Raw genomic sequence first — 26,047 nt, 5'->3', positions numbered from 1 at the left:
TCATTCCGTTTTAAACTTTCTTCAATAAAATCAATGCTTTCTTTTTTATCGGAAAGAACGATGAGCTTATCACCCGATTCCAAAATAGTCGAACCACTTGGTGTAATATACTTCTCATTCCGTTTAATCATCGTAATCAAAGCATTCTTAGGAAAACCAAGGTTTACGACTTTTTTTCCAACGGCAAAATCATTTTCAACTAAATTAATTTCACCGATTTCGGATTTTGGATTCTCATCAAAAAAGATTTCGAGTGGTCCTTTCAACTTCACTTTTTCCGGTAACGAAACGTGCAACCAATGAGCAAAAACAGACAACGTTGTTCCTTGAATTAAAATAGAAGTTAACGTAATTAAAAACACAATATTAAAAATCATTTCAGCCTTTTCAATTCCAGCCAAAAGCGGATAAGTAGCGAACACAATCGGAACAGCACCTCTTAATCCGACCCAAGAAATGAATGCTTTTTTTCTGTTCTTGATTTTAAATGGAATTAAACTTAGAAAAACACCAATTGGTCTGGCTACAAAAATCATAAAGGCAGAAATCAATAGTCCAACTCCAATAACCGGAACAATATTCGACGGAAAAACCAATAACCCAAGCGTTAAAAACAAAACGATTTGCATTAACCACGCCAAACCGTCGAACATTTTCAGAATTGTTTTTTTGTGAATGATATCCTGATTACCTAAATAAACTGCACATAAATAAATAGCTAAGAAGCCATTTCCACCCACAAAATCAGTTGCGGAAAACGTGATGAACATCAACGCAATCACCAAAACGGGATACAATCCTTCAAAATCTAATTTGAGACTATTAATAATGTATTTGCTCGCTTTTCCAAACAAAAGTCCGGCAATTGCACCAATAACCATTTGCTGAAGAAAAAGCGGAATGACCGACAAAATATTTTGGCTTTGCTCCTGATCTTGATTAATAACCAATCCTAAAAAAGCAATCGTTAACACATACGCCATCGGATCGTTACTACCACTTTCTAACTCTAACGTGGGTCGAATATTTGATTTTAAAGCTAAACTCTTCGATCTTAAAATAGAGAAAACCGCTGCCGCATCCGTGGAAGAAACAATCGAACCCAGCAACAACGATTCATAAATCGTAAAATCAGTAATGTAATAAACAAATGTTCCAACGGAAACGGCCGTAATCAAAACGCCTAACGTTGACAAAGCCACACCTTGCCACAAAATCGGTTTAATGGAACTCCAAGTCGTATCTAAACCTCCGGAAAACAGGATGAAATTCAGCGAAACAATTCCGATGAACTGAGCTAATTTTGGGTCATCAAATATAATTCCACCCGGTCCTTCAGAACCCGCCAACATTCCAATTCCAAGGAACAAAACTAATGTTGGAACCCCAAATTTATAGGAAGTTTTTCCGGCAATGATACTGATTAAAAGTAAAAGTGAACCGATTAATAATATATTTTCAATACTTAAATTCATTCACTTTTATTTTCCGGTTTAGAAATTAAATGCAAATCTCTTTGCGGGAATGGTATCGAAATATTGTTTGCTCTAAACTGTTTATCAATTTCAAATCGGAGTTCGCTTCGCACTCTCGGAATCGAAAGACCGTCGTCCACAAAGAAATAAAGTCCGAAATCAAGTGAAGAATCACCAAAATTCTCAAACATCACAATAGGTTCGTGCGTATCTAGTGTACTTTTATTATTTTTTGCACATTCCAATAAAATCTTCTTGACCAGTTCGGTATCAGAACCATACGCCACACCAACTGTAACGCTTTCGCGGATGATATCGCTGTTTTGTGTCCAATTGAACAAAACATCGGTCATAAATTTATGATTCGGAATGACCAAAACCCGTTCGTTTCTGGTCACTGCTTTGGTTGAACGAAGACTGATTTTTTCTACTTGGCAAACTCTTCCATCAATTTCAATAATATCACCAACTTTCAACGATTGATCGAGAATCATTAGAATTCCCGCAATTAAATCCTGAAATAATTGTTGCAACGCAAAACCTAAACCAATGAAAATCGCTGCCGAAGCCGTGAGCAAAACACTAATGTTAATACCCGAAGCATTCAACGTAAACATTATCACAAACAAATAAACCAAGTACTTGGCAAACTGAAAAATACTGACAAATTTATTTTTGTCTGCTACAGGCAAATTCCGTGTAGCAAATTTTCTGAAAAATTTTAATATAAAACTGGTAACAACAAACGCTACAATCAGAGCAACAACAGCACCTACAGTTAAGTTTACATCTTTTGTTTTGATTAAACTTAAACCGAAAATGTCTATTATTTTGTTTATGATTTCCATATTAATATTTCATCCATTTATATAATTCTTTCCAGGTTGGTTTCTTTCCGTACATCAAAATCCCAACACGGTAAATTTTCGCTGCAAACCAAACCACGCCTAAAAATGTAGCATACAGCAAAACCATCGACAGCACAAGTTGCTCCCACGGCACGCCAAAGGGAATCCGCATCAACATTACAATCGGCGACGTTAATGGAATTATCGAAAACACCGTTGCCACCGTTCCGTGCGGGTCATTCAACACCGTGAAAAATCCAATATAAACCCCCAAAATCAAAGGCAAAATAATCGGTAACAAAAACTGTTGCGAGTCGGTTTCGTTGTCCACTGCAGCACCAATAGCCGCATAAAACGAACTATACAAAAAGAATCCGCCAATAAAATAAATAACGAAAGAAATCAATAAAGTCACCAACGGCAAGCTCTTCAATTCTTCATAATACAAAGGCAATTTCTCCATCAAACCATTTTGGCTGGCTGCCGCAACAGCTTCTCCCGAAGCATCTGACGAAGCTCCCATTTGCATCCCAAAAACAGTCGAAAAAATAAAGAAAAGCACCAATCCCAAAATCGTCCAAATTAAAAACTGAAGAATTCCTGCCAACGAGTTTCCAATGATTTTACCCATCATCAACTGAAACGGTTTTACCGACGAAATAATAATTTCAATAATTCGATTCGTCTTTTCTTCAATCACACTTCGCATCACAAAATTGCCGTAAATAATAATGAACATCATAATTAAATAACCGAAAATTCCACCGATTACTAGTTTAATTTCGTTCAAACCCTTCACCGTATCTTCGCCCGAAGCTTTCTTCAAAACAATATCAACCTTCGATTTTGCCAAGCTAATTCGAGCCGTATCAATCGCTAATTTTTCATAATTATATTGTGTAATTTTCTTCTCAATCACATCCTCCACATCCAAAATATAATCCATCGACGGACTATCATTCGAAATAAACTGCACCTGATTTTGAACCGTCGATAAACTATCCGTTTTCGGAATATATATCAACCCTTCATAGCTCTCTTTCAGCACACTGTCTTTCACAAATTGCAAATCAATTTTCGACAAATCGTGATACGAATACTCTTCGTCATTCACAAATTCGTTTACAAAATTGCCGCCTTCGTCGTGAATCGCAATGCGTTTCAAATCAGCTTTCATAGAAGCCAAAAACCCAACAAAAACAGCAATTCCAACAAACAATAGCGGACTCAAAAAAGTCATCACAATAAACGATTTGTTGCGAACCTTGGCAATAAATTCTCTTTTGATAATTAAGCTCAGAATACTCATTAGTTTTGACTTACAGTTTTAATAAAAATATCATTAGCAGTTGGAATTTTCTCCACAAAATGCGTCACTTGACCGCGTTGTGTCAGCAATTGAAGCAACTCGTTTGGTGTCGCTGTTCCCAGTCCGATTTCTAACTTCAAATCATCGTTCAACGATTTAAAACTCGCCTGATCCACCGTGAATTTCTGCGTCAAATCATACATCAACCCTTCCACATTGGCGGTCACAATGCCCACCTCAAAATGGTTCGTTCTAAACTCGCGTTTCACATCCGTCAATTTGCCTTCAATCAGCTTATTCGATTTGTGAATCAACGCAATATCATCACACAATTCCTCCACACTTTCCATTCGATGCGTCGAAAAAATAATCGTCGCACCCTGCTTTTTCAATTCCAGAATTTCGTCTTTAATGATGTTCGCATTCACCGGATCAAACCCTGAAAAAGGCTCGTCAAAAATCAGCAATTTGGGTTTGTGCAAAACCGTCACCACAAACTGCACCTTTTGAGCCATCCCTTTCGAAAGCTCTTCAATCTTCTTGTTCCACCAGCCCTCAATACCAAACTTTTCAAACCAATAATCCAGCTGTTTTTTGGCCTCTTGTTTCGATAAACCCTTCAACTGAGCCAAATACAAACACTGCTCGCCCACTTTCATCGATTTATACAAACCGCGTTCCTCGGGCAAATAACCAATGTGCTGAATATGCTTGGGCTCAAGCCTTTCGCCATCCAACAAAATCTCGCCGCTATCCGGCATTGTAATCTGATTAATGATTCTGATAAGCGACGTTTTCCCGGCACCATTCGGACCCAAAAGTCCATAAATGCTCCCCTTCGGAACCGCCAGCGAAACACTGTTCAACGCAGTATAATCGCCATATTTTTTCACTACATTCCTAACTTCTAAGATGTTGCTCATACTAATTTTCGAGTTTTGGTAAATATAAGAAATAACAGCCAAAGCCGAAATAGAACCCCGTAAATAAAGTACATTTTTTTTAGGTGGGCGTGTCCCCGTTGCAGGAAATCCAAGTTCAAAAGAAATTAGTCTTCAGCAACGGGGTCGGGCTTTCCACTGCAAGTCCTCGCCCCAACTCCGCAAGCTCCGTCGTGGCTGTGGGCTTTCCGCTGCAATCCCTCACGCGGGTTGGGTGCTAGGAAGAGAATTTGAGAAGAGGAAGTGTTAAATTGTTCGGGATTTGGTATATTAGCAGGAATAAAAAATGGAGTAGCTATTATTTTAACCAACTAGGAGCTATTTAAATAACCTTTTAATAAATAAGATTAAATCTTAAAATCATGAATATACATATTGATTTTCCAGAGTATTATTCGGTAGAAGCTATACAAAAAGACATCAAACCTTTTCTTATAAATGGAATTCAGGTTGAATATAAAATAAAAGAGATGAGAGTTTTTGCAGCACTTGAATGGACAATTCCCACTGCAATTGTTGTATACATTTTAAAACCATATTTTGATGCTTTTCTAAAAGAAGCCGGAAAACAACATTTTGATGTTTTGAGCAAGAGCCTAAAATCTTTAATAAACAAAGGCAAAGAAATGAATGTCAAATTAATAACATCATCGGAAACCCCTGAAAAATTGAGTAAAAATTACAATCAATCTTTAGCTATTTCTGTTTTATTTGAGACTAAAAAAGGAAAAATCATAAAATTACTTTTTGATAATGATTTAGAAAAAGAAGACTGGGATTATGCAATTGATCAAATGATGGAATATGTTGTTGAAAATTATGAAAATGAAAGCACAAGCAAACTTTGTGATGTTATTAAAGATTTTAATAAAGAAAGGGCCTATAAAATTTATGCAATCATTGATAAAAAAACGAAACTTTTGAATATTTATGATGATAAAGAATTCATAAAATATAATCGGGAAAAATAAACATTGAGAATTATAATTTTGTTAATGAGTAATAAACCAAATCACAAAAAAATTAAGTTAAAGTTACTTATAAGATGATTATTAAAGGTGTTGAAAGGAAAAAGTATTGAATACTTAAATTAAACATAATGAGAAAATTTTTATGGTTTACGCATACAAATATTGATTGCACATCAAGAAAAGATTTTTCGTTTGATTTGACATCATATTTAAGTATTTTTATTGAAAATGAATTATGGAAAAAGAAGAGATATCGAACAGAGTATAACTATGAATTTGAAAGGGAAGATTTAGAAAAAATAAAATCATTAAAAGTAAATTTTCACATACAAAATTCACCATATTCAAATTTTCATGAATATGAGATAATCCTAAACGAATATTTCCAACTTGGAAAAGTTGAACAACTAAAAATAATTTCATCAGGAATATCTGAAGCTCTTCGAATTGGAGTTGTCGAGGTTGAATTTGAAACAAAACAAGTAATCCTTAAAAATTTAGAATATAAAGATGAGAAAAATTACGATAAAGTTTTTGAACATATTACTAAAGAAAATCTTGAATCTTCGAGAGAGTCTGACATAATAAAATCAATTGTTTCTGAATTTATCCAGTTTTTAACTTTCAATTTACATTTAAACTTTTTAACTCATACATATTCGTTCAGTTTCACAGACAAACCTAATCTTTCAGGCTTTTCTCTGGTGATTGAAAATGAGAATTATTTTTATGAAACCAATAGAATGGAATTGCTATCTCATTATATTCTTTATGAAGAAAAAAATGATAATTTGAATTATTTAATGCAAAAAACTTCAAGATTTTGGGTAAAAGATATTAATTCAATTCACTTTTTCTTAGATGCATTAAAAAGTAATTATGTAACTTCAACAAACTTTATTAAACTAGTATTTACACTAGAAACTTTTTTTGGTAAAAACATATCAAATGATTATGTTTCGCTTGTAGTGCCTTTAATTATTTCGCAAAATATAAGTGAAATGAAAAGAAATAGAGAAATTATTAAAAAATGTTTCTCTCTACGGAATGAAATTGTTCATGGTAATACACTTTTTGACTTTAATTTTTCTGCAAAACCCTTTTTCAAAGATATTAAAAATGATGAACTTTTTTTTGAATTAAAAAACTTGATTATTTATATTTTCTATTTTTATATGAATAATGATTTGTATTTAAGAACTAACAATGTAAATCTAAGTCATGAACTTATATTTGAATTTTTTCCAACTGGATTCAAACAAGAAAAAAAGAAATAAGTCCAATTTATGTAGCCATCCGCTCAACGAAGTCTCACGACTTCGCAGAAAAACTCTCAAAATGAAAACTTTCTAAAAATCCACAAAAATGATTGATGAAAAATTAGATTTTAAATTTCTTAAAATAAAAAATGGAAAACCTTTTTTTGCAATAATAAATCTTGAAATTATAAAGAGCGAAAGTGAAAATGAAATTATTGAAGAATATACTGGCGTAGGTTGGACAAGACAAGGATACCTAGAAAGTGTTCCTCCGAAAGGGTATGAACCTTGGAAAAAAGCAGTTAGAAGTGGATTAGAATTTGTTTTTTTACATAGCAGTCAGAAATGGAAAGTTACAATAAAAAAAGTAGAAGGAAGAGTTTGCACTGATACAAACCCAACAATTATTGGCTATACCACAATACTAGCTTTTTGCGAACAAACTAATTTGGAGTTAGCTATTGATATAAAAAGTAAGCTTGAAGATTTTACATTTAGGAGTTGGGAAAATGAAAACGATACAAAAATTCCTGATTTCATAAATTTTAGAATATGAAAATTAAATTCATATTCAAAGTCTCCAGCCTGTGTCATTTCGACGCAGGAGAAATCACATAACGCTTATAAATAATACGTTTTCTACTTTATGTGATTTCTCCTACGTCGAAATGACACGGTCAACAATGTTCTTCGTAATCGCGTACTGAACCACAACAACATAAACTTATTTAAATCGTTGTAAGTAAAAATTTAAAAACCATATGAAAATACTATTTTTTTTATTCATCCCTTTCTTTACTTTTTCTCAAAATGAAAGTATTGAGAAAATGAAAAAACTTCCTAAACTAGAATTTGAAAAAGCATTCAATGATAGTATTCAAAAATTAGAATCATTAGTTTTATGGAACTTTATAAAAACGGCTCAAGAAAGCGAAATAGATTTAAAAGATTATAATTCAACCTTTATAAAAAGATTTGAAATTGCAGAATCGTCAATTGAAATGATTTTTCTATTAGAAATACTAATTGATCAAAAAACTGAAAAATCATTGATAGAAAAATCATTAAACGACAAAAAAGAAATTTGGGACAAAGGCGAATGGGCTGAAAAATTCTGGAAAATCATTCGAGAAAATGATTTTAAAATTATAGAAAGTAATCATTACACCATCAATGAAAAAGGAGAAAAAAAGTATAACGTAAAACTTTTTATTGAAGAAAAAATAAAGCTAAATGAAATCGGTGAAAACCCACTTTTACAAGTTAATAATTCCATAACTAAATATTCAGAAAACACACTTTTGGAAACATTGGAAAAATTAGAAATCAAAGACATTCAAATTATTCCAAAACAAAAAAGCGTTTCTCTTTTCGGAAAAAGAGGAGCTGATGGAATGGTCAATGTGTTGACGAGGTAGAATATTCGTCCGCTTGTGTCATTTCGACGCAGGAGAAATCACATAACACTAAGCAAGATTCGTTAACAACTTTAAGTGATTTCTCCCTCTGGTCGAAATGACACGGTGAACACAGCTCTACGGAAGTAAATCTCCTCTCTCTGAATTCTCCCGACTTCGAGGTATCTCAAAAACCGCTCACTTAACAAATCATTTCAACCCATTTTTTTGTACCTTCCGCCTTGTAAATGCTTATCCATTGAACATGAAGATAAAATTACACTTAGTATGGTTGAGTTTTTTTGGTTGTTTTTCCATCATGTGCGGACAAAACAGTACGAAACGCACCTTATTTTTGGGAAACAGTTATACCGCTTCCAATAATTTACCACAAATGATTGACAATGTCGCTAACTCCACCGGCGATGATTTGATTTATGACAGCTACACACCCGGCGGTTACACGTTTATGGGTCACAGCACCAATGCTACTTCGCTAAACAAAATAGCTCAAGGCAATTGGGATTATGTGGTCTTGCAAGAACAAAGTCAACTCCCATCCTTTCCGGATTCACAAGTTGAAAACCAAGTGTATCCGTATGCTCAACAGTTAAATAATCTTATCAACCAACAAAACCCCTGTGCGGAAACCGTTTTTTACATGACTTGGGGAAGAAAAAACGGCGATGCTTCCAATTGTGTCAATTGGCCACCGGTTTGCACCTACACCGGCATGGATGATTTATTAAATGAACGCTACCGTTTTATGGCGGAAGAAAATGAAGCGATCCTTTCTCCGGTGGGTGCCGTTTGGCGATACATCAGAGCTAATTATCCAACCATCGAATTATACTCTTCCGATGGAAGTCACCCTTCTGTGGCCGGAACTTATGCCTCTGCGTGTAGTTTTTATGCCACTTTATTCCGAAAAAATCCTGAGCAAATTACCTTTACTGCCGGACTTTCAACTGAAGTAGCCACGGCTATTCGAACGGCTGCTAAAGTGATTGTTTTTGACCAACTTTTAGAATGGCACATTGGCGAATATGACCCGATTGCTAATTTTGTGGTTGAAGAATTGGGTGACGGACAATTTTCGCTTACGAACACCTCCGAAAACGCTACTTCCTATCACTGGAATTTTGGGGATGGAACGACTTCCACAGAGACAAATCCTTCGCATACTTATACAACTACGGGAGAATTTACCATTGAATTAACGGTAGAATCATGTGGAAAAACGGCTACTTATGCTCAAACAGTTATAGTGACTACTTTATCTTTGGGAGAAGTAGATAATCCAAAAAAAGAAGTACAAATTTACCCGAATCCGACACATGATTTTATAATGATTGAATCTTCAGAAGAGTACATTGGAAAATCCTTCTATTTAATTGATATCACGGGAAAAATGGTTGTGAAAGCAAATATCAACTCACTAAAGACATTTCATGATCTTTCCAATTTAACGGATGGCGTTTACTTTTTAAAGGTTAATGACAGCTCTAATTCTTCGGTTAAAATTGTGAAAAAATAAATGCATACTGCTTTTACAATGTCTGAAACTAACTTCATGGATTTCAATCTTCATGGTAATTCAAAACCAAAAAAAAACCCACCCTTATTTGCACAAGGATGGGAAAAATTGCTATGAAAAAGAATCTACTAGTTTCCTAGTAAAGTTCAAATGTAAATATTTTTTTCAAATTATGAAAACATATCCTTAACTTTTTCAAAAAAAGATTTGTCTGTTTTTTCAGGGTGCGGAATGAAGTTCTCATTCGTGAGCATTTTCTCAAAAAACTGGCGTTGCTCTTTGTTCAAAGTCTTTGGTGTCCAAACATTTATATGTACCAACAAATCGCCATTTCCATACGAATTAATACTCGGAATTCCTTTTCCTTTTAATCGCAAAATCTTCCCGGATTGAATTCCTTCTTCCAGTTTAATTCGCACTTTTCCGCCCACGGCTTCAATCTCTTTGGAAACACCCAAAGCTGCTTCGGCCACACTGATATATAAATCATAGTGAAGATTTTCACCTTCACGTTTCAAAAATTCGTGTTCTACTTCTTCAATCGCAACAATCAAATCGCCCGGAATTCCGTTGCCCGGAGCATCATTTCCTTTTCCGGAAACTTTTAATTGCATATCATTCACCACTCCTGCCGGAATTTTGATGGATACCGTTTCATCTTCCAAAATCATTCCTTGAGCATCGGCATTCGCAGGTTTCGAACTAATCGATTGTCCTGCTCCACCACAGGTTGGACACGTAGTTGCCGTTTGCATTCTACCCAAAATTGTATTGGTTACTCTCAAAACCTGACCCGAACCATTACAGGTTCCACACGTTTTATAAGAGACTCCCGGAGCTTGAATTTTACGTTTTACTTTGACTTTCTTTTCAACGCCATTGGCAATTTCTTCTAAAGTTAGTTTCACTTTAATTCGCAAATTGCTTCCTTTCATTCGTCGCTGACCTCCGCCACCGCCAAATCCGCTGAAACCGCCAAAACCACCACCAAAAATGTCACCAAACTGACTGAAGATGTCATCCATATTCATTCCGCCACCGCCACCAAATCCGCCATTTCCATCAAAAGCAGCATGACCATATTGATCATATTTTGCTTTTTTATTTGGATCGCTCAAAACTTCATAAGCCTCTGCAGCTTTCTTGAAATTTTCTTCGGCTTCTTTGTTTCCGGGATTTTTATCAGGGTGATACTCGATTGCCTTCTTGCGATAGGCTTTCTTAATTTCCTCTGCAGTAGCACTTTTGGAGATGCCTAGTATTTCGTAATAATCTTTTTTCATAATTTAAAATTCCAAATTTTCAGTTCCTTTTCCACAAAGAAAAGTCGCAACAACTCATTACTGACCAATTACAACTTTAGGAAAACGGATTATTTTATCGCCTAATTTATATCCTTTTTCAACCACATCAACAATTTTACCTTTCAAATCATCCGATGGAGCAGGAATTTGCGTAATCGCTTCAGCAAAATCGGCGTTAAAATCGTCGCCTGCCTTAATGTCAACTTGCTCTAATCCTTTGGAAACAAGCGTTGATTTTAATTTTTCGTGAATTAATTCCACACCTTTTAACAACGTTTCATCTTCTGTTTTAGAAATTTGAATCATTGCTCTGTCAAAATCGTCCATAACCGGCAACATGGCTTGTAAAACTTCTTGGTTGGCAGTTTTAAACAAATCCATTCGTTCTTTGGCTGTTCTTCTTTTAAAATTTTCAAACTCGGCAAAAAGGCGTAAAAACTTGTCTTTTTCTTTGGCTAATTCCTCTTCCAATCTTTCTTCGTTTGACAATTCTTCAGCCGGAGGTATTGAATTCTCTTGCGTTTGCTCGGTTGAAACTTCATTTTCATTAATTTCCTTTTCGATATTATCTGTATTCTCCTGATTCATATTCTTAAAAAATTTTTTGAACATTTTGTTGATGGATTTTGGATTGCAAAAGTACTGCCATTTGTTTAAAAATGTCAAATTGTCAGCGTAAATTATTTTTTCAACTCACTACTTTAAAATCAAATAACCAAAATTTAATATTTCTTTAAGAATAAACTCCCTGTTGGTTTTCTACTTTTGTTCAAACTTAAATCTTAAAAACTATGAAAAAAATCATTTTAAGCTTAGTAGTATTAGCTACACTTTCTTTAACTTCTTGTAAAAACGAAAAAGCAGAAACGACTGAACCGGTTGACGCAGCTGTTGCTACTGAAACTGCCAGCACATACAAAGTTGATGCTACAAAATCTACTATCGAGTGGGTTGGTTCTAAACCGGCAGGAAAACATAATGGAACAATTGCTCTTTCCAGTGGAGAATTGGCTTTAAACAACGGAAAAGTTGAAAGCGGTAAATTTACAATTGACATGAACAGTATTACTGTTTTAGACTTAAAAGCTGGCGACGGAAAAGAAGATTTAGAAGGTCACTTGAAAGGATTAGGAAAAGAAGAAGATGCTGATCATTTCTTCAATACTAAAAAATTCCCAGAAGGAACATTTGAAATCACTTCTGTTGCAACAGTTGATGCAGTTACTACAGTTTCAGGTAACTTAACTTTAAAAGGAATTACAAAACCAGTTTCTTTCCCGGCTACAATTGCTGTTGATGGAGATACTGTGATGTTGAATAGTGAATCATTCAAAATTAACAGAACAGAATGGAGTGTAAACTACGCTTCAAAATCTGTTTTTGATGATTTAAAAGATAAATTTGTTGATGACGAAATCGAATTAAAAGTTAGTGTTACTGCTACGAAATAATTATTACTTCATCTTACTTTAAACAAGAAGCTCCTCAATTACGAGGAGCTTTTTTTATGCTAATAAGTTATCTAATGTTTTGGTTAAATCGCGGTAACGAAATTGAAATCCGTTTTTCTCTGCTTTTTCCGAGCTAACATTTTGACTCGAAAAAAGCAATTGATGCATTTCTCCCAGCACTAATTTCATAGCAAACTTGGGAATATTAGGCATAAACAATGGTTTATTTATGGTTTTGGCGATGGCTTTCGTTAATTCGGCATTGGTAACCGGATTGGGAGCCACAGCATTAAACGTTCCCTCCCATTGGTTTTGAATGGCGAAGAGATACATTTTGGCTAAATCTTCCACGTGAATCCACGATTGCACTTGTTTTCCTGAACCAAAAGGAGAACCTAATCCCATTTTGATGGGTTTAAGCATTTCGGTTAATGCTCCGCCTTTTTTGGATAAAACCAAACCTGTTCGAAGTTTACAAACTTTGATGTTTAGTCGACTGAAGACATCAACGCTTTCCTCCCACTTTAACACAACTTGTCCTAAAAAGTTGTCATCTACACTTTTATTATCTTCAGTATAAATTTGCATTAGACTGTCAGGATAAAATCCAATCGCAGAAGCAGAAACAATTTGCTTCACTTGATTGGGATGATTTTTTAAACACGTGTATAATAAATTAGACGAAAGTGTTCTGCTTTCAATAATTTCCTGTTTATAATTTGTTGTCCAACGTTTGGAAACGGTTGCTCCGGCCAAATGAATGATGGCATCCACGCCCATCAAACAATTTTCATCAATAAAACTTTGTTCCGGATTCCAATAGAAACCCTGATAATGCGGTTTACTTTCGATTTTAGATTTAGAAGTTGTGAGGTAATGAATTTCATTTCCGTTTTCTAATAACAGGGCAATCAATTCTTTACCAACCAGTCCAGTAGCACCTGTGATTAATATTTTCATAGCTTATTTTTATACAAAGTTACAGGCAATCGGTCTAAAAGTAAAGTTAATTAGGATTAGTTTAAGGGTTGTTAACGAATACAATTTGAATGAATTATTGTTTTATACGAACACTCCATTCGAATTCCATTTCAGAAACTTGATCACCTTTTTCATCTTTCCCGATGGATTTCATCCAGAAGGTTTGACCTTCGCCTGTGGCAATAGTTTGTTGAATGGCTTGCTCAATTAAATGTCCGTCTTGGCAAACAAAAGTGATTCTTCCGGTAGCTTTTTTAGTAAAGTTACCTTTGTTATTGGCTACAAGCATGGATATTTTCTTCCCGCTTTTCTTAATTTGATACATCACTAAAGCTCCCGTTGAAAGTTCTGCAGCCATTGCCTGAACTGCAAAATACATTGAATTAAAAGGATTTTGGTTAAACCATCTGTGCTTCACTGTCACTGTACATTGGTCACTATCCAACGATTTTGCCCTAACGCCACACCAAAAAGCGGAAGGTAATTTGAAAAATAAAAACGTATTGATATTTCCGGCTGTAAACTGCATAAACACTGAATTTTTGGTAAATATAAGCTTTATTTCTATAATTTTAAATTGTTAATTTTATGTTAAATATCAGTACTATGCGTAACACAATACCTTCTTTTAGACATATATTTGCATAGGATATTATTATATACTTTTAATTATGACATCACAAAACGAAAAAACAACAGCAGCATTATTGCATTTAAGTGCATTTGCAAAGTATCTTATTCCTTTTGCAGGAATAGTAGTTCCCTTGATTATTTGGCAAACAAAGAAACATCAATCTGAATATGTTGATGAAAACGGAAAAGCAGTTGTCAATTTTCATTTAAGTATTTTGGCATACAGTATAGTTATTGCCATTGTATTAGGTATCTTTTTTATTGGCTCAATAGCAAACTACATCGAAATTGAAAATGCAGGTGGCGATGTTATTCCGATTGATTTAATCACAGTTGGTATTATCGCTGCATCCGTTTTAGGAATTTGGACCATTGCAGAATTCATTTTAGTAATTTTAGGAACCGTGAGAGCTAACGAAGGATCAGTTTACAAATATCCGTTTACAATCAATTTTATTAAATAAGAGTTTCAATCATCAATCAATCATCGCCGAAAGGCAAATCAATCAAATCAAAAAAACGAATTAGTTAAACTAAAAATCTTATCATGAATTATGAATATTGAAAACACAAAAGCCCAGATGCGAAAAGGTGTTTTAGAGTTCTGTATACTTTCAGTCTTAAAAGAAAAAGAAGCCTATACCTCTGAAATTTTAGACACCTTGAAAAACGCTAAATTGTTGGTTGTGGAGGGCACGGTTTATCCGCTCCTAACCAGATTAAAAAATGACGGATTACTCAACTATCGTTGGGAGGAATCAACTTCGGGACCGCCTAGAAAATACTACGCACTCACCGAAATAGGAAAACAATTTTTAACCGAACTAAACAGCACTTGGGGAGAATTATCAAACGCTGTGAACACCATAACCAATCAAAAATAATCGTCATGAACAAAACAGTAAATATAAATTTAGGAGGTTTATTCTTTCACATAGACGAAGATGCCTTTCAAAAATTAAATCGTTATTTCGATGCTATAAAACGTTCGCTTTCTAACTCATCCGGTCAAGATGAAATTATGAAAGACATCGAAATGAGAATTTCGGAAATTTTTACCGAAAACAAAGAAGCAGACAAACAAGTTATCAACCTCAAAGATGTTGATGCTATGATCGCCGTAATGGGTCAGCCTGAAGATTACCGAATTGAAGAAGAAGGAGAAGCTACTCAATCTAACTTTAATAACACGACAAAATCTTCTAAAAAATTATACCGCGATATTGATAAAAACATTTTAGGTGGAGTTTCTGCCGGCTTAGGTCATTATTTTGGTATTGATGCGTTGTGGATTCGTTTAGCGTTAGTGTTAATCGTAATTGCCGGAGTTGGATTTCCAATCTTGCTTTACATTTTATTGTGGATTTTAATCCCTAAAGCACAAACCACTACCGAGAAACTTCAAATGACCGGAGAACCGGTAAATTTGAGCAACATCGAAAAAAAAGTTCGTGAAGAATTTGCCTCTTTTTCAGATAAAGTAGAAAATGCTGATTATGCAAAAATGGGAAACCAAGCTAAATCCGGAGCAGAAAAAGTAGGTTCTGCAATAGGTGAAGTGTTTATGACAATTTTCAACATTTTCGCTAAATTTATTGGAGCAATCATTTTAATATTTTCAATATTTGTATTGGGTGGCGTATTGATTGGTGGGTTTACATTCGGTTCAACCACTTTTGTTGACATGCCATGGCAAAGTTATTATGATGCAGTAATCGTAAGCGAATTCCCTATTTGGTTGGTAGTTATACTAGGTATTCTTGCCATTGGAATTCCGTTTTTCTTCCTTCTTATTTTAGGATTAAAACTGCTGATTACCAATATGAGATCAATCGGAAATGTTGCAAAGTACACGTTATTAGCATTATGGTTAATTGCAGTAGGAATTTTAATTTCATTCGGTATAAAACAAGCAACAGAAATTGCGTATGACGGTAAAATTGTGCAAAAAGAAACATTAAATCTGATGCCAAATGATACATTAAACATTCAGTTTAAATTCAACGACTATTATGCCAAAGGTTTTCACTATAATGATTTTGAAGTGACTCAAGATGAGAATGGTAACGATATCATCTATTCAAACGACATCAGCATAGAACTTATTTACACCGATGAAGCACAACCTTATTTGCAAATTGAAAAAAGAGCAGAAGGAAAATCAATGACTGAAGCCAAGAAAAGAGCAGAAAAAATAAATTATGCTTTTAAATTTGAAGGAAATAAATTAATTTTAGACAATTATTTCATCACCGATTTAAAAAACAAATACAGAAGTCAGGAAGTTGAATTGTTTCTTTACTTACCCGAAGGCACAATCATCAAACCTGACAGTTCGGTGCAACAATACGATCAATCGGGCAACCATTTTTTCAATCTACATTTTAGTTCAGACAGTTTTTTATACAAAGTATCCAAAGACCAAATCAAATGCTTGAACTGCCCGATTGAAGAAAACGAATACAACGACGTTGACTTTAATTCCAATGAAGATTCTGTTACTTCAACTGTAACAATCAACCGAGATGGCATACATATTAAAGAGACTAATAAATCGGAAGAAAAAAGAGATTTCAAAGGTTTAGAAATCAATAAAGAAGGTGTAATCATAAAAACAAACTAACCATGATCAAGTTTATCGTTTACCTTACCAAAACCATTGTAGCGTTAATCACAGCTTTACTATTCGCTTCTTGTCAATACTCTATTGATTTAGGAGATGCAGTCAAAGGAAGTGGAAACGTGACAACCGTGAACCGACCCGTATCCGGTGAATTCACAAACATAGAAGTATCAAACGGAATTGACGTAGAAGTAACCCAAAGTAATTCCAAATCAATCGAAGTGAAAGCCGATGACAACATTATCGACTTGATTAAAACCGATATTGTAGACGGAACTCTTAAAATCGCAATGGAAAAAAGTGTCAAAAACACCAAATCCAAAACCGTATTTGTTTCGTTGCCAAACATAGAGTCACTCAGAACATCAAGCGGAGCTTCTATAAAAAGTAAAAACACTCTTGTTGTGAGCTCACTTGAAACAAAAGCATCCAGCGGAAGTGAAATAAAAATTGATGTGGAAGTAGAAAAATTAACATGCGATTCTAGTAGCGGAAGCGAAATCGAAGTCAAAGGAAAAGCCCTAAAACTTGAAGCAGAATCGTCCAGCGGAAGCGACATCGAAGCCGATGAATTGCAAACCAACGATGTTACTGCCAAATCGTCCAGCGGAAGTTCCATCGATGTACATCCCATTTTGAGTTTAGACGCAAAAGCTTCTAGCGGAAGCGATATCAAATACCACAACACACCTAAAACGTTGACCAAAGTAACCTCATCAGGCGGTTCGGTTCGTTCAAATTAATTAGGAGCGAGTGGCTTGGGCTTCTATGCCATCCATGTTCCTGCCCTCCCTATTATCCACGCAAAAGCGTGGGATAGCCGGTCGGTCAGGGCTAGAAAGTGAACTATAGGCTACTAAAAGCGTGCAAAAAATCATATCTTTACAAACATCCCGTTTAAAAATCGGGATGTTTTTTTATATTTGCTTTATAAACTACATCAAAATGAAAAAATTTCTAATCCTATTCGCTGCTATTCTTTTTCCCACCGTAACTTGGAGTCAAAAAAAAGAAAAACTCAAAGCCTCTAAAATTGTAACCATCTCACAAAAAGAAATTGGCAACTTCGACAGCCTTGAAGTAGAAGACGACATTGATGTTTTTATCGTAAAAGGCGATCAACCTTCCATCGAAATTGAAGCAGACGACAATACGCACGAATCATTTGACATTAAGCTAAACGGAACTACACTTCGCATCGGATTAGTACACAATATTTCCGGAGCAAAAAAAACCAGTATCCGTATAACTTACACCGACGATTTTAAAATGTTAGTTGCCAAAGGTGATGCCAATGTAACTGCTTTAGCAGATGTAAAACTTAGCCAAGTTACTTTCAAATGTTATGACGATTCACGTTTATTTTTAAATGCAGATTGTGCTAATTTCACTTTAATTGCTAACGATAAATCAAAAATTGAAATCAATCTAAAATCCGACGATGCTATTTTTGAATTAAGCAAAAACACAAACATAAAAGCCTTAGTTCGTTCTTCCAATTTTAAATGCGACATGTATCAAAAAGCATCCGCAAACATTGAAGGCGACATCAACGATTTAAAACTAAGAATGGATAACAGCTCCGATTTTATTGGAAAAAATTTGGTTGCTCAAACGGCTTCAGTTATTGCAGAAGGAAGTTCAAAAAACAGTGTTCAAGTAGCCACAAAACTCCTTTTAGAATCTTCCGGCAAATCCGAAACAAATTTATACGGTAACGCAACCATAGAAATAAAACGATTTGCAGACGAATCATCATTGAACAAAAAACTTCTCAAATAAAAGCATAAAAAAATCCAACTTTTCAGTTGGATTTTTTTATCTATAATTTCTATTTAATCTTTACTTGCCAAATAACGTTCGGCATCCAATGCAGCCATACAACCGGTTCCGGCAGCAGTAATTGCTTGTCTGTAAACGTGGTCAGCAGCGTCTCCGGCAACAAAAACACCTTCCACATTTGTCAATGCTCTTCCCGGAACATTGATGATATATCCTGTTTCGTCTAGGTTTAAATAATCTGCAAAAATGTCCGTGTTTGGCTTATGTCCAATGGCAACGAAAAATCCTGTGGCCGGAATTTCAGTTTCCACGCCGGTAGTTCTTTCTTTTACTAAAACGGAAGTTACAACTTGTCCGTCTCCTTTTACCTCAACGGTTTCGGTATTTAATAAAATCTCGATATTTTCAGTTTTGCGAACTCTCGCTTCCATGATTTTTGACGCACGGAATTTTTCGCTTCGCACTAACATCGTTACTTTTTTACATAATTTTGATAAGTAATGAGCTTCTTCACAAGCCGAATCCCCTGCTCCAACGATGACAACTTCTTGATTTCTGTAGAAAAATCCGTCACAAACCGCACAAGCAGAAACGCCACCACCCATTTGCAAATAATGTTGCTCCGATGGCAATCCTAAATATTTTGCCGAAGCTCCGGTAGAAATAATTACAGTTTCACAGTGAATTTCTTTGGTATCATTCACCCAAACTTTATGAATTGGCCCCGAAAAATCAACTTTGGTTGCCCAACCATCACGAATATCCGTTCCGAAACGTTTGGCCTGTTCCTGCAATTGAATCATCATTTCCGGTCCGGTCACGCCATCAGGATAACCTGGAAAATTCTCCACTTCATTAGTTGTTGTCAACTGACCACCGGGTTGTGTTCCTTGGTATAAAACCGGAAACATATTGGCTCTGGCAGCATAAATCGCAGCAGTATAACCTGCAGGACCTGAACCTATAATCAAGCACTTTACTTTTTCTATTGTATCAGACATAATTTTGATTTCTAAATTTCGATGCAAATGTAAGTTTTAAATAAAAATTAATCCTTAATTGTTGATTAGTTTTAATAATTTTTGAATAGTATAATTTTATTTAAAATTAGGTTTGGTAAAACTAATTTTAGTTCTATATTTGCACCCTCATTCGAGTTTTGAATGCGGGGTGTAGCGTAGCCCGGTTATCGCGCCTGCTTTGGGAGCAGGAGGCCGCAGGTTCGAATCCTGCCACCCCGACCACCAAAATCCTTTCCACTTCGTGGGAGGGATTTTTTTTTGCCACGAAGAAGGAAAGGCAAAAAGTTTTTGATGATTTTAAAAATTCCTACGGAATGACAAAATTGGGTGAGAACTGAGACTTCAATTAGAAACTTAAAAATGGAACACGGACCTGCCTGCCGGCAGGCAGGTTGAACGGATTTGCTAATGCAAAACGCAGGTTTTCACTGATCTTGATAGCTTCGCTATAATGGATTTTGGCGGATTCGTTAGGCGAACATTTTCTTATTTAATGGAAATTGATACTCTAAAAAAGTGAAAACTTACATTCTTTTGAAATGATAAAATTGAGAGAAAGCTTGAAACCTGACACGAGCCCAAAGGGCGACTGGCGAAGCAAACCTGAAACTTGAAACATAATAAAAAATTCCACTTGAAAAACTGGGTTACCACTGAGTCGCGTGAGGGACTGCAGCGGAAAGCCCGGAGCAAAAAACGCCAATTTTCTCAAGCCAAAAAAGCGACCGACGGAAGCTCTTTTTGGGTTGAAGAAAATGGTGTTTTTTGCGAGGACTTGTAGCGGAATGCCCGACCTGTAGCTTGCGGAGGGGCACGCCTAAAAAAATTGTTAGATTGTTAGATTGTTAGATTGTTAGATTGTTAGATATTGGGATTTTAACAACTTCTTGATTTTGTGCTTATTATTTTGTAAATTGAAAACAAAAAAGAGATGAAAAAATATATAAGATTATTTATTCTATTGATTTCAGGATTTGTTTTTGCTCAAAAACCGAGTGAAATTCCGGGTGATACGGGTAAAGTTGAATTAACGGAAACCAGTGATGTAATTATTTATATTTTGATTCCGGTTGTGGTTACTATTTTATATTTTGTTTGGCGAAAACGAAAAAAGAATCGTGCAGAATAATTAAATTTTAATTTGAAAATGTGAATTCTTGCGATTATAATTTCTACTTTTGTTGAACTTAAACAAACGAAAAAACATGTTGATTATTGGCATTGCAGGTGGCACCGGAAGTGGAAAAACAACGGTTGTACATCAGATTATGAATGAACTTCCGGAAACTGAGGTGGGAATTATTTCTCAAGATTCGTATTACAAGGAGACGAATAATTTGAGTTATGAGGAGCGTACAAAAATTAATTTTGATCATCCACGTGCGATAGATTTTGAATTATTGGTGGCTCATTTGAAGGAATTGAAAGCCAATAACGTGATTCATCAACCGGTTTATTCATTTGTAACGCACAACCGAACGGACGATACGATTGTGACGCATCCGCGAAAAGTGATGTTGGTGGAAGGAATTTTGATTTTGGCCAATCCGGAACTTCGGGATATGTTTGACATTAAGATTTATGTTCACGCCGACTCAGACGAGCGTTTAATCAGACGTTTGAAACGTGATATTGCCGAAAGAGGTCGTGATATGGATGAAGTAATTAATCGCTATCAAAACACGTTGAAACCGATGCACGAACAATTTATTGAACCCACAAAAGCGTTTGCCGATATTATTATTCCGAATGACAAATACAACACGGTTGCCATTGACGTTGTTCGGGCTGTAATTAACCAACGAATTCTTTAATTATGAAGTTTTTCCAACGTTTAGAAGAGAAATATCCTTGGTTTAAATATGTCGGAAACCGGTATGTTTTAGTGTTGATTTTCTTTTCTTTATGGATGCTTTTTTTTGATAATTACTCTTATTTGGAACATCGTTTTTTGAACAAAGAACTCGATGAACTGGAAACCAATAAAAAATACTACCAAGACGAAATTAAAAAAGATTGTCTTGACATTAAACGACTCAACAATCCGGATCAAATTGAAAAATATGCTCGTGAAAAATATTATATGAAACGCGACAGCGAAGACATTTATATTATTGAATTTGAAGAGGAAATGATTGAAGAAGAAAATAATAAATCGCTATAAATTATGGCAGAAAATTTATTCAATGAATTTGACCCAGTTACATCGAAACAATGGAAACAGCAAATTCAGTATGAACTCAAAGGTGCAGATTATAACGAAACGTTGGTTTGGGAAAGTCCGGAAGGAATTAAGGTCAAACCCTTTTATCACAGTGATGAATGTGATTTTAATTTTGAATTATCAGGTTCGAATGGATTTAAAATCATTCAGAACATTTATGTTTATGATGTAAAAAAATCGAATGAACGAGCGATTGATTCATTGAAAAGAGGTGCGGAATCTGTTCGATTTACGATTGAAAGTGAAGCTATTTCTTTGGATGAATTGATGGGGAATCTTCCGAAAGAGAATGTGACTTATTATTTTAATTTATTATTTCTTTCTGCTGAATTTGTCAAAAAAGTTGGTGCTTTTTCAACTCAAAATCAATTTAAAATCGTCATTCTACAAGATGCTGTTGGTCAATTAGCCAAAGACGGGAATTGGTTTGCTTCGTTGGAAAAAGATTTTAATGAATTGAAATTAATTTCGGATTTAAACATTCCTTTTTTAAGTTGTAAAACGGATTTGTATCAAAATGCGGGAGCAAATATTGTGCAGCAATTGGCTTATTCATTAGCTCACGTGAATGAATATTTTAATCGAATTGAAAATATTTCGTCGCAAATTACTTTTGAAGTTTCAGTTGGCACGAATTACTTTTTTGAAATTTCTAAATTGCGAGCTTTGCGTTTACTTTTTAGTTCATTGGCTAAAGAATACAATCACACTTTCGATTGTCACATTGTTGTTACTCCAACCAAACGCAACAAAACTTTATACGATTACAACGTCAATATGCTTCGCACTACAACCGAATGTATGAGTGCGATTTTGGGTGGAGCAGACGGAATTTCGAATTTGGGTTATGATGCCATTTATCACAAAGACAATGAATTTGGTGATCGAATTGCACGCAATCAATTGTTGGTTTTAAAACACGAAAGTTATTTTAATCAGGTGAATAATCCGGCTGACGGAGCTTATTATATTGAAACGTTAACGGAACAATTAGCCGAAAAAGCATTAGAATTATTTAAAGATATTGAAGCCAATGGCGGATTGATTACGCAATTGATTGAAGGCACAATTCAACGAAAAATCAACGAAAGTGCTCAAAAAGAGCAAGATTTATTTGATAGCGGAAAAGAAGTTTTGTTAGGAACAAATAAATATCCGAATAAAAATGATAGAATGGCGAATGAGTTAGAGTTATTTCCTTTTGTGAAAAATAATCCGAGAAAAACACTGGTAACGCCAATTATTGAAAGAAGATTGGCGGAGAAATTGGAACATGAACGGTTAGCATCGGAATAATATGGAAACCTTATTTTTCATTTCTTGGTTTATTTCAGCGGTTACTATAATTTTTGGGTTAATTTACCTGATAATAGGAATCACTTACAAGAATTGGAAAAAAGTTTCGATTTCGATACTATGTATCATAATTGCAATAATACTTTTTTATCTACCTTATTACTTAATTATAAATGAGTTGATAAAAAATTAGAAATTACATTCAAAGTGATTTACAAATGAGAAAAAACATCCAACATATAAAATTAGAAAGTAAAAATCAGGCTTTAGAAAATCCTGAAAATGATAATTTTCTAACCGCCGAAAGCATAGAATTAAAATCTTTTTATACCAAAGATGATGTGAAAGACTTGGAACATCTTGACTTTGGTGCCGGATTTGCTCCCAATCTTCGTGGTCCTTATGCTACAATGTATGTTCGCCGACCGTGGACAGTTCGCCAATATGCCGGATTTTCTACTGCCGAAGAAAGCAATGCTTTTTACCGAAGAAATTTAGCCGCAGGGCAAAAAGGACTTTCGGTTGCGTTTGATTTAGCCACACACAGAGGATATGATTCTGATCACGAACGTGTAGTTGGCGATGTTGGAAAAGCAGGCGTAGCGATTGATTCAGTGGAAGATATGAAGATTTTGTTTGACCAAATTCCACTAGACGAAATGTCGGTTTCCATGACAATGAACGGAGCGGTTTTGCCGATTATGGCTTTTTATATTGTGGCTGCCGAAGAACAAGGTGTGGCTCCGCATTTACTTTCCGGAACGATTCAGAATGATATTTTGAAAGAGTTTATGGTGCGAAATACATACATCTACCCACCTACTCCTTCGATGAAAATAATTGCCGATATTTTTGAATATACGAGCAAAAATATGCCGAAATTCAATTCGATTTCGATTTCAGGTTATCATATGCAAGAAGCCGGAGCAACCGCAGATATTGAATTAGCTTATACGTTAGCCGATGGTTTAGAATACATTCGAACCGGATTAGCAGCCGGAATGGATATTGACACCTTCGCACCTCGCCTCTCGTTTTTCTGGGCGATTGGTATGAATCATTTTATGGAAATCGCCAAAATGCGTGCGGGTCGAATGTTATGGGCAAAATTGCTCAAACAATTCAATCCAAAAGATGAAAAATCATTGGCATTGCGAACACATTGTCAGACTTCGGGTTGGAGTTTAACGGAGCAAGATCCGTTTAATAATGTGGCTCGAACCTGTATTGAAGCGGCTGCAGCTGCTTTTGGCGGAACACAATCGTTGCATACCAATGCCTTGGATGAAGCGATTGCATTACCAACCGATTTCTCTGCTCGAATTGCCCGAAATACACAAATCTTTTTGCAAGAAGAAACTAAAATCTGCAAAACAGTTGACCCGTGGGCAGGAAGTTATTATGTAGAAAGTTTAACAAATGAAATTGCTCAAAAAGCATGGGCGTTGATGGAAGAAGTGGAAGAATTAGGCGGAATGACCAAAGCCATTGAAGCCGGAATTCCGAAACTGCGAATTGAAGAAGCCGCAGCCAGAAAGCAAGCCAGAATTGATAGCAGTCAAGATATTATTGTTGGTGTAAACAAATACCGTTTGGAAAAAGAAGATCCGTTGATGATTTTGGATGTGGATAACCAAATGGTTCGCAAGCAACAATTGGAACGATTGGCAGAAATAAAATCGTCTCGTGATACGGAAAAAGTAAAAGCCAGTTTGGCAAAATTGACTGAATCTGCAAAATCAGGTCAGGAAAATTTATTATCTTTAGCCGTAGAAGCAGCCCGAAACAGAGCAACTCTTGGCGAAATCAGTGATGCCTTAGAAGCCGTTTTCGGACGTTATAAAGCACAAATTAGAACCTTTAGCGGCGTGTATAGTAAAGAAATTAAAAACGACGAAAGCTTTGAAAAAGCGAAACAATTAGCCGATGCTTTTGCCAAGAAAGAAGGTCGTCGCCCGCGGATTATGATTGCGAAAATGGGACAAGACGGTCACGATCGTGGTGCAAAAGTAGTGGCAACTGGTTATGCCGATGTAGGTTTTGATGTGGATATTGGTCCGCTATTCCAAACCCCACAAGAAGCAGCCAAACAAGCCGTGGAAAACGACGTACACATTTTAGGTGTCTCGTCTTTAGCTGCCGGACACAAAACTTTGGTGCCACAAGTCATTGAAGAACTCAAAAAATACGGTCGCGAAGACATTATGGTGATTGTAGGTGGCGTAATTCCTGCACAAGATTACCAATTTTTATTTGATGCCGGAGCAGTTGCCGTTTTTGGCCCGGGAACGAAGATTAGTGAAGCGGCGATTAGTATTTTGGAGGTTTTACTAGAGGATTAATATCTAAATTATATTTTTGAAAAACACTGACTGAGAGGTTGGTGTTTTTTTTATATTTACAAAAACAAAAAAAATGCTCACCCTCTCCTTCACCCCATTCCCAATCCTAGAATCCAATCGTTTGTTGTTACGAGCGGTTACTGTTGATGATGTCAACGAAGTAATGGAACTTCGTGGCAATCCGGAAACGATGAAATTCATTCCGAGACCGTTGGTAACTTCACCCGAAATGGCATTGGAACACATCGCAATGATTATAGAAAAAATTGACAACAACACCGGAATCAATTGGGCGATTACGTTAAAAGGAAATCCGAAATTACTTGGTGTCATTGGTCATTATCGCATTCAACCTGAAAATTACCGGTCGGAAATTGGATATATGTTGTTGCCGCAATACCAAGGTCAAGGAATCGTAAGCGAAGCCATCAATACCGTTTTAGATTATGGTTTTAATGTGCTGAATTTCCATTCTGTGGAAGCCGTGGTTGATCCGGAAAATTATGTTTCTGCCAAAGTGCTAGAAAAAAACGGATTTGTAAAAGAAGCTCATTTTTTGGAAAATGAATATTGGGATGGAAAATTTTGGGATTCAGTGGTTTTTTCACTTTTAAAACGGAACTTTGTTAAGAAATTTTAATCCTATTGTTTT

25 protein-coding genes, 1 tRNA gene and 1 pseudogene are annotated in these 26,047 nt (G+C 35.4%); 18 read left to right on the top strand and 9 right to left on the bottom strand.

Annotated elements, in window-relative coordinates; translation table 11 throughout:
* Positions 1 to 5: 5 nt before the first annotated feature.
* The 4 genes and pseudogenes from B4N66_RS10540 to B4N66_RS10525 all read right to left on the bottom strand — a co-directional run.
* Positions 6 to 1,475 (bottom strand): annotated as a pseudogene (locus tag B4N66_RS10540) (potassium/proton antiporter); the annotation flags it as partial.
* Positions 1,472 to 2,323, bottom strand: a complete 852-nt coding sequence (locus tag B4N66_RS10535) for a mechanosensitive ion channel family protein (RefSeq protein ID WP_291094640.1) — start codon at positions 2,321 to 2,323, stop codon at positions 1,472 to 1,474. The pseudogene B4N66_RS10540 and the gene B4N66_RS10535, both read right to left, overlap by 4 nt.
* Position 2,324: 1 nt before the next feature.
* Positions 2,325 to 3,632, bottom strand: coding sequence for an ABC transporter permease (locus tag B4N66_RS10530; protein WP_291094638.1), 1,308 nt, complete (start codon positions 3,630 to 3,632; stop codon positions 2,325 to 2,327).
* Complete coding sequence (locus B4N66_RS10525) at positions 3,632 to 4,555, bottom strand: ABC transporter ATP-binding protein (RefSeq protein ID WP_248436777.1); 924 nt, start codon at positions 4,553 to 4,555, stop codon at positions 3,632 to 3,634. The genes B4N66_RS10530 and B4N66_RS10525 overlap by 1 nt, the downstream gene beginning before the upstream one ends.
* A 380-nt stretch (positions 4,556 to 4,935) precedes the next feature.
* On the opposite strand from B4N66_RS10525, the gene B4N66_RS10520 reads away from it, so the two are divergent.
* The 5 genes from B4N66_RS10520 to B4N66_RS10500 all read left to right on the top strand — a co-directional run bounded on the left by B4N66_RS10520 (position 4,936) and on the right by B4N66_RS10500 (position 9,737).
* On the top strand, positions 4,936 to 5,544 hold the full coding sequence (locus B4N66_RS10520; protein WP_291094635.1) for a hypothetical protein: 609 nt from the start codon (positions 4,936 to 4,938) through the stop codon (positions 5,542 to 5,544).
* Positions 5,545 to 5,672: 128 nt separating this feature from the next.
* Positions 5,673 to 6,821 carry a HEPN domain-containing protein gene (locus B4N66_RS10515; protein WP_291094633.1) on the top strand — a complete coding sequence of 383 codons (1,149 nt, stop codon included), beginning with the start codon at positions 5,673 to 5,675 and terminating at the stop codon, positions 6,819 to 6,821.
* Positions 6,822 to 6,909: 88 nt separating this feature from the next.
* The gene (locus B4N66_RS10510; protein ID WP_291094631.1) at positions 6,910 to 7,359 is read left to right on the top strand and encodes a hypothetical protein; all 450 of its coding nucleotides are present in this window, start codon (positions 6,910 to 6,912) and stop codon (positions 7,357 to 7,359) included.
* A gap of 205 nt (positions 7,360 to 7,564) precedes the next feature.
* Entirely contained in the window at positions 7,565 to 8,221 is a 657-nt protein-coding gene (locus B4N66_RS10505) for a hypothetical protein (RefSeq protein ID WP_291094627.1), read from the top strand.
* Between the two features lie 244 nt (positions 8,222 to 8,465).
* Positions 8,466 to 9,737: a PKD domain-containing protein gene (locus tag B4N66_RS10500; protein ID WP_291094624.1), complete on the top strand. Its 1,272-nt coding sequence runs from the start codon at positions 8,466 to 8,468 to the stop codon at positions 9,735 to 9,737.
* Positions 9,738 to 9,907: 170 nt separating this feature from the next.
* On the opposite strand, the gene dnaJ is transcribed toward B4N66_RS10500, so the two are convergent.
* Together dnaJ and B4N66_RS10490 are read right to left on the bottom strand one after the other, a co-directional pair.
* Positions 9,908 to 11,020 (bottom strand): molecular chaperone DnaJ, encoded by a 1,113-nt coding sequence (gene dnaJ, locus B4N66_RS10495; RefSeq protein ID WP_291094622.1) that lies wholly within the window; start codon positions 11,018 to 11,020, stop codon positions 9,908 to 9,910.
* 57 nt (positions 11,021 to 11,077) lie between these two features.
* Positions 11,078 to 11,653, bottom strand: a complete 576-nt coding sequence (locus tag B4N66_RS10490; RefSeq protein WP_291094619.1) for a nucleotide exchange factor GrpE — start codon at positions 11,651 to 11,653, stop codon at positions 11,078 to 11,080.
* 179 nt (positions 11,654 to 11,832) lie between these two features.
* Here B4N66_RS10490 and B4N66_RS10485 point away from each other — a divergent pair, with 179 nt between their 5' ends.
* The gene (locus tag B4N66_RS10485) at positions 11,833 to 12,492 is read left to right on the top strand and encodes a YceI family protein (RefSeq protein ID WP_291094616.1); all 660 of its coding nucleotides are present in this window, start codon (positions 11,833 to 11,835) and stop codon (positions 12,490 to 12,492) included.
* Between the two features lie 54 nt (positions 12,493 to 12,546).
* Here the strand turns inward: B4N66_RS10485 and B4N66_RS10480 are convergent, their stop codons facing one another.
* Positions 12,547 to 13,452, bottom strand: a complete 906-nt coding sequence (locus B4N66_RS10480) for a TIGR01777 family oxidoreductase (RefSeq protein WP_291094614.1) — start codon at positions 13,450 to 13,452, stop codon at positions 12,547 to 12,549.
* A 94-nt stretch (positions 13,453 to 13,546) separates the two neighbouring features.
* Entirely contained in the window at positions 13,547 to 14,002 is a 456-nt protein-coding gene (locus B4N66_RS10475; protein ID WP_291094612.1) for a DUF4442 domain-containing protein, read from the bottom strand.
* A gap of 142 nt (positions 14,003 to 14,144) precedes the next feature.
* Between B4N66_RS10475 and B4N66_RS10470 the strand changes: the two genes are divergently transcribed.
* The 5 genes from B4N66_RS10470 to B4N66_RS10450 all read left to right on the top strand — a co-directional run bounded on the left by B4N66_RS10470 (position 14,145) and on the right by B4N66_RS10450 (position 18,511).
* Positions 14,145 to 14,570 carry a DUF4870 domain-containing protein gene (locus B4N66_RS10470; RefSeq protein WP_291094609.1) on the top strand — a complete coding sequence of 142 codons (426 nt, stop codon included), beginning with the start codon at positions 14,145 to 14,147 and terminating at the stop codon, positions 14,568 to 14,570.
* 90 nt (positions 14,571 to 14,660) lie between these two features.
* Positions 14,661 to 14,990 carry a PadR family transcriptional regulator gene (locus B4N66_RS10465; protein ID WP_112086973.1) on the top strand — a complete coding sequence of 110 codons (330 nt, stop codon included), beginning with the start codon at positions 14,661 to 14,663 and terminating at the stop codon, positions 14,988 to 14,990.
* 5 nt (positions 14,991 to 14,995) lie between these two features.
* Positions 14,996 to 16,729, top strand: a complete 1,734-nt coding sequence (locus B4N66_RS10460; RefSeq protein WP_291094606.1) for a PspC domain-containing protein — start codon at positions 14,996 to 14,998, stop codon at positions 16,727 to 16,729.
* 2 nt (positions 16,730 to 16,731) lie between these two features.
* A complete protein-coding gene (locus B4N66_RS10455; RefSeq protein WP_291094603.1) occupies positions 16,732 to 17,472 on the top strand; it encodes a head GIN domain-containing protein in 741 nt (246 codons plus the stop codon).
* 202 nt (positions 17,473 to 17,674) lie between these two features.
* Positions 17,675 to 18,511, top strand: coding sequence for a GIN domain-containing protein (locus B4N66_RS10450; RefSeq protein WP_291094602.1), 837 nt, complete (start codon positions 17,675 to 17,677; stop codon positions 18,509 to 18,511).
* A gap of 53 nt (positions 18,512 to 18,564) precedes the next feature.
* On the opposite strand, the gene trxB is transcribed toward B4N66_RS10450, so the two are convergent.
* Positions 18,565 to 19,512, bottom strand: coding sequence for a thioredoxin-disulfide reductase (gene trxB / locus B4N66_RS10445; RefSeq protein WP_291094599.1), 948 nt, complete (start codon positions 19,510 to 19,512; stop codon positions 18,565 to 18,567).
* A 165-nt stretch (positions 19,513 to 19,677) separates the two neighbouring features.
* Here trxB and B4N66_RS10440 point away from each other — a divergent pair.
* The 7 genes from B4N66_RS10440 (at position 19,678) to B4N66_RS10410 (ending at position 26,035) form a co-directional block, all read left to right on the top strand.
* Positions 19,678 to 19,755 (top strand) — tRNA-Pro (locus tag B4N66_RS10440).
* Positions 19,756 to 20,464: 709 nt separating this feature from the next.
* Complete coding sequence (locus tag B4N66_RS10435; RefSeq protein WP_291094597.1) at positions 20,465 to 20,662, top strand: hypothetical protein; 198 nt, start codon at positions 20,465 to 20,467, stop codon at positions 20,660 to 20,662.
* 76 nt (positions 20,663 to 20,738) lie between these two features.
* On the top strand, positions 20,739 to 21,347 hold the full coding sequence (udk, locus tag B4N66_RS10430) for a uridine kinase (protein WP_291094594.1): 609 nt from the start codon (positions 20,739 to 20,741) through the stop codon (positions 21,345 to 21,347).
* Positions 21,348 to 21,349: 2 nt separating this feature from the next.
* Positions 21,350 to 21,697 (top strand): FtsB family cell division protein, encoded by a 348-nt coding sequence (locus tag B4N66_RS10425; RefSeq protein WP_291094592.1) that lies wholly within the window; start codon positions 21,350 to 21,352, stop codon positions 21,695 to 21,697.
* Between the two features lie 3 nt (positions 21,698 to 21,700).
* Positions 21,701 to 23,053, top strand: coding sequence for a methylmalonyl-CoA mutase subunit beta (locus B4N66_RS10420; protein WP_291094590.1), 1,353 nt, complete (start codon positions 21,701 to 21,703; stop codon positions 23,051 to 23,053).
* Positions 23,054 to 23,271: 218 nt separating this feature from the next.
* The gene (gene scpA, locus B4N66_RS10415; RefSeq protein WP_291094588.1) at positions 23,272 to 25,395 is read left to right on the top strand and encodes a methylmalonyl-CoA mutase; all 2,124 of its coding nucleotides are present in this window, start codon (positions 23,272 to 23,274) and stop codon (positions 25,393 to 25,395) included.
* Between the two features lie 73 nt (positions 25,396 to 25,468).
* Positions 25,469 to 26,035: a GNAT family N-acetyltransferase gene (locus B4N66_RS10410; protein ID WP_291094586.1), complete on the top strand. Its 567-nt coding sequence runs from the start codon at positions 25,469 to 25,471 to the stop codon at positions 26,033 to 26,035.
* Positions 26,036 to 26,047 lie beyond the last annotated feature (12 nt).

The sequence above is a fragment of the Flavobacterium sp. UBA2787 genome (genome assembly GCA_002352205.1).
Lineage (GTDB): Bacteria > Bacteroidota > Bacteroidia > Flavobacteriales > Flavobacteriaceae > Flavobacterium.
Note: the sequence above shows the minus strand (reverse complement) of the source record. Positions and strands in the feature narration are given on the sequence as shown.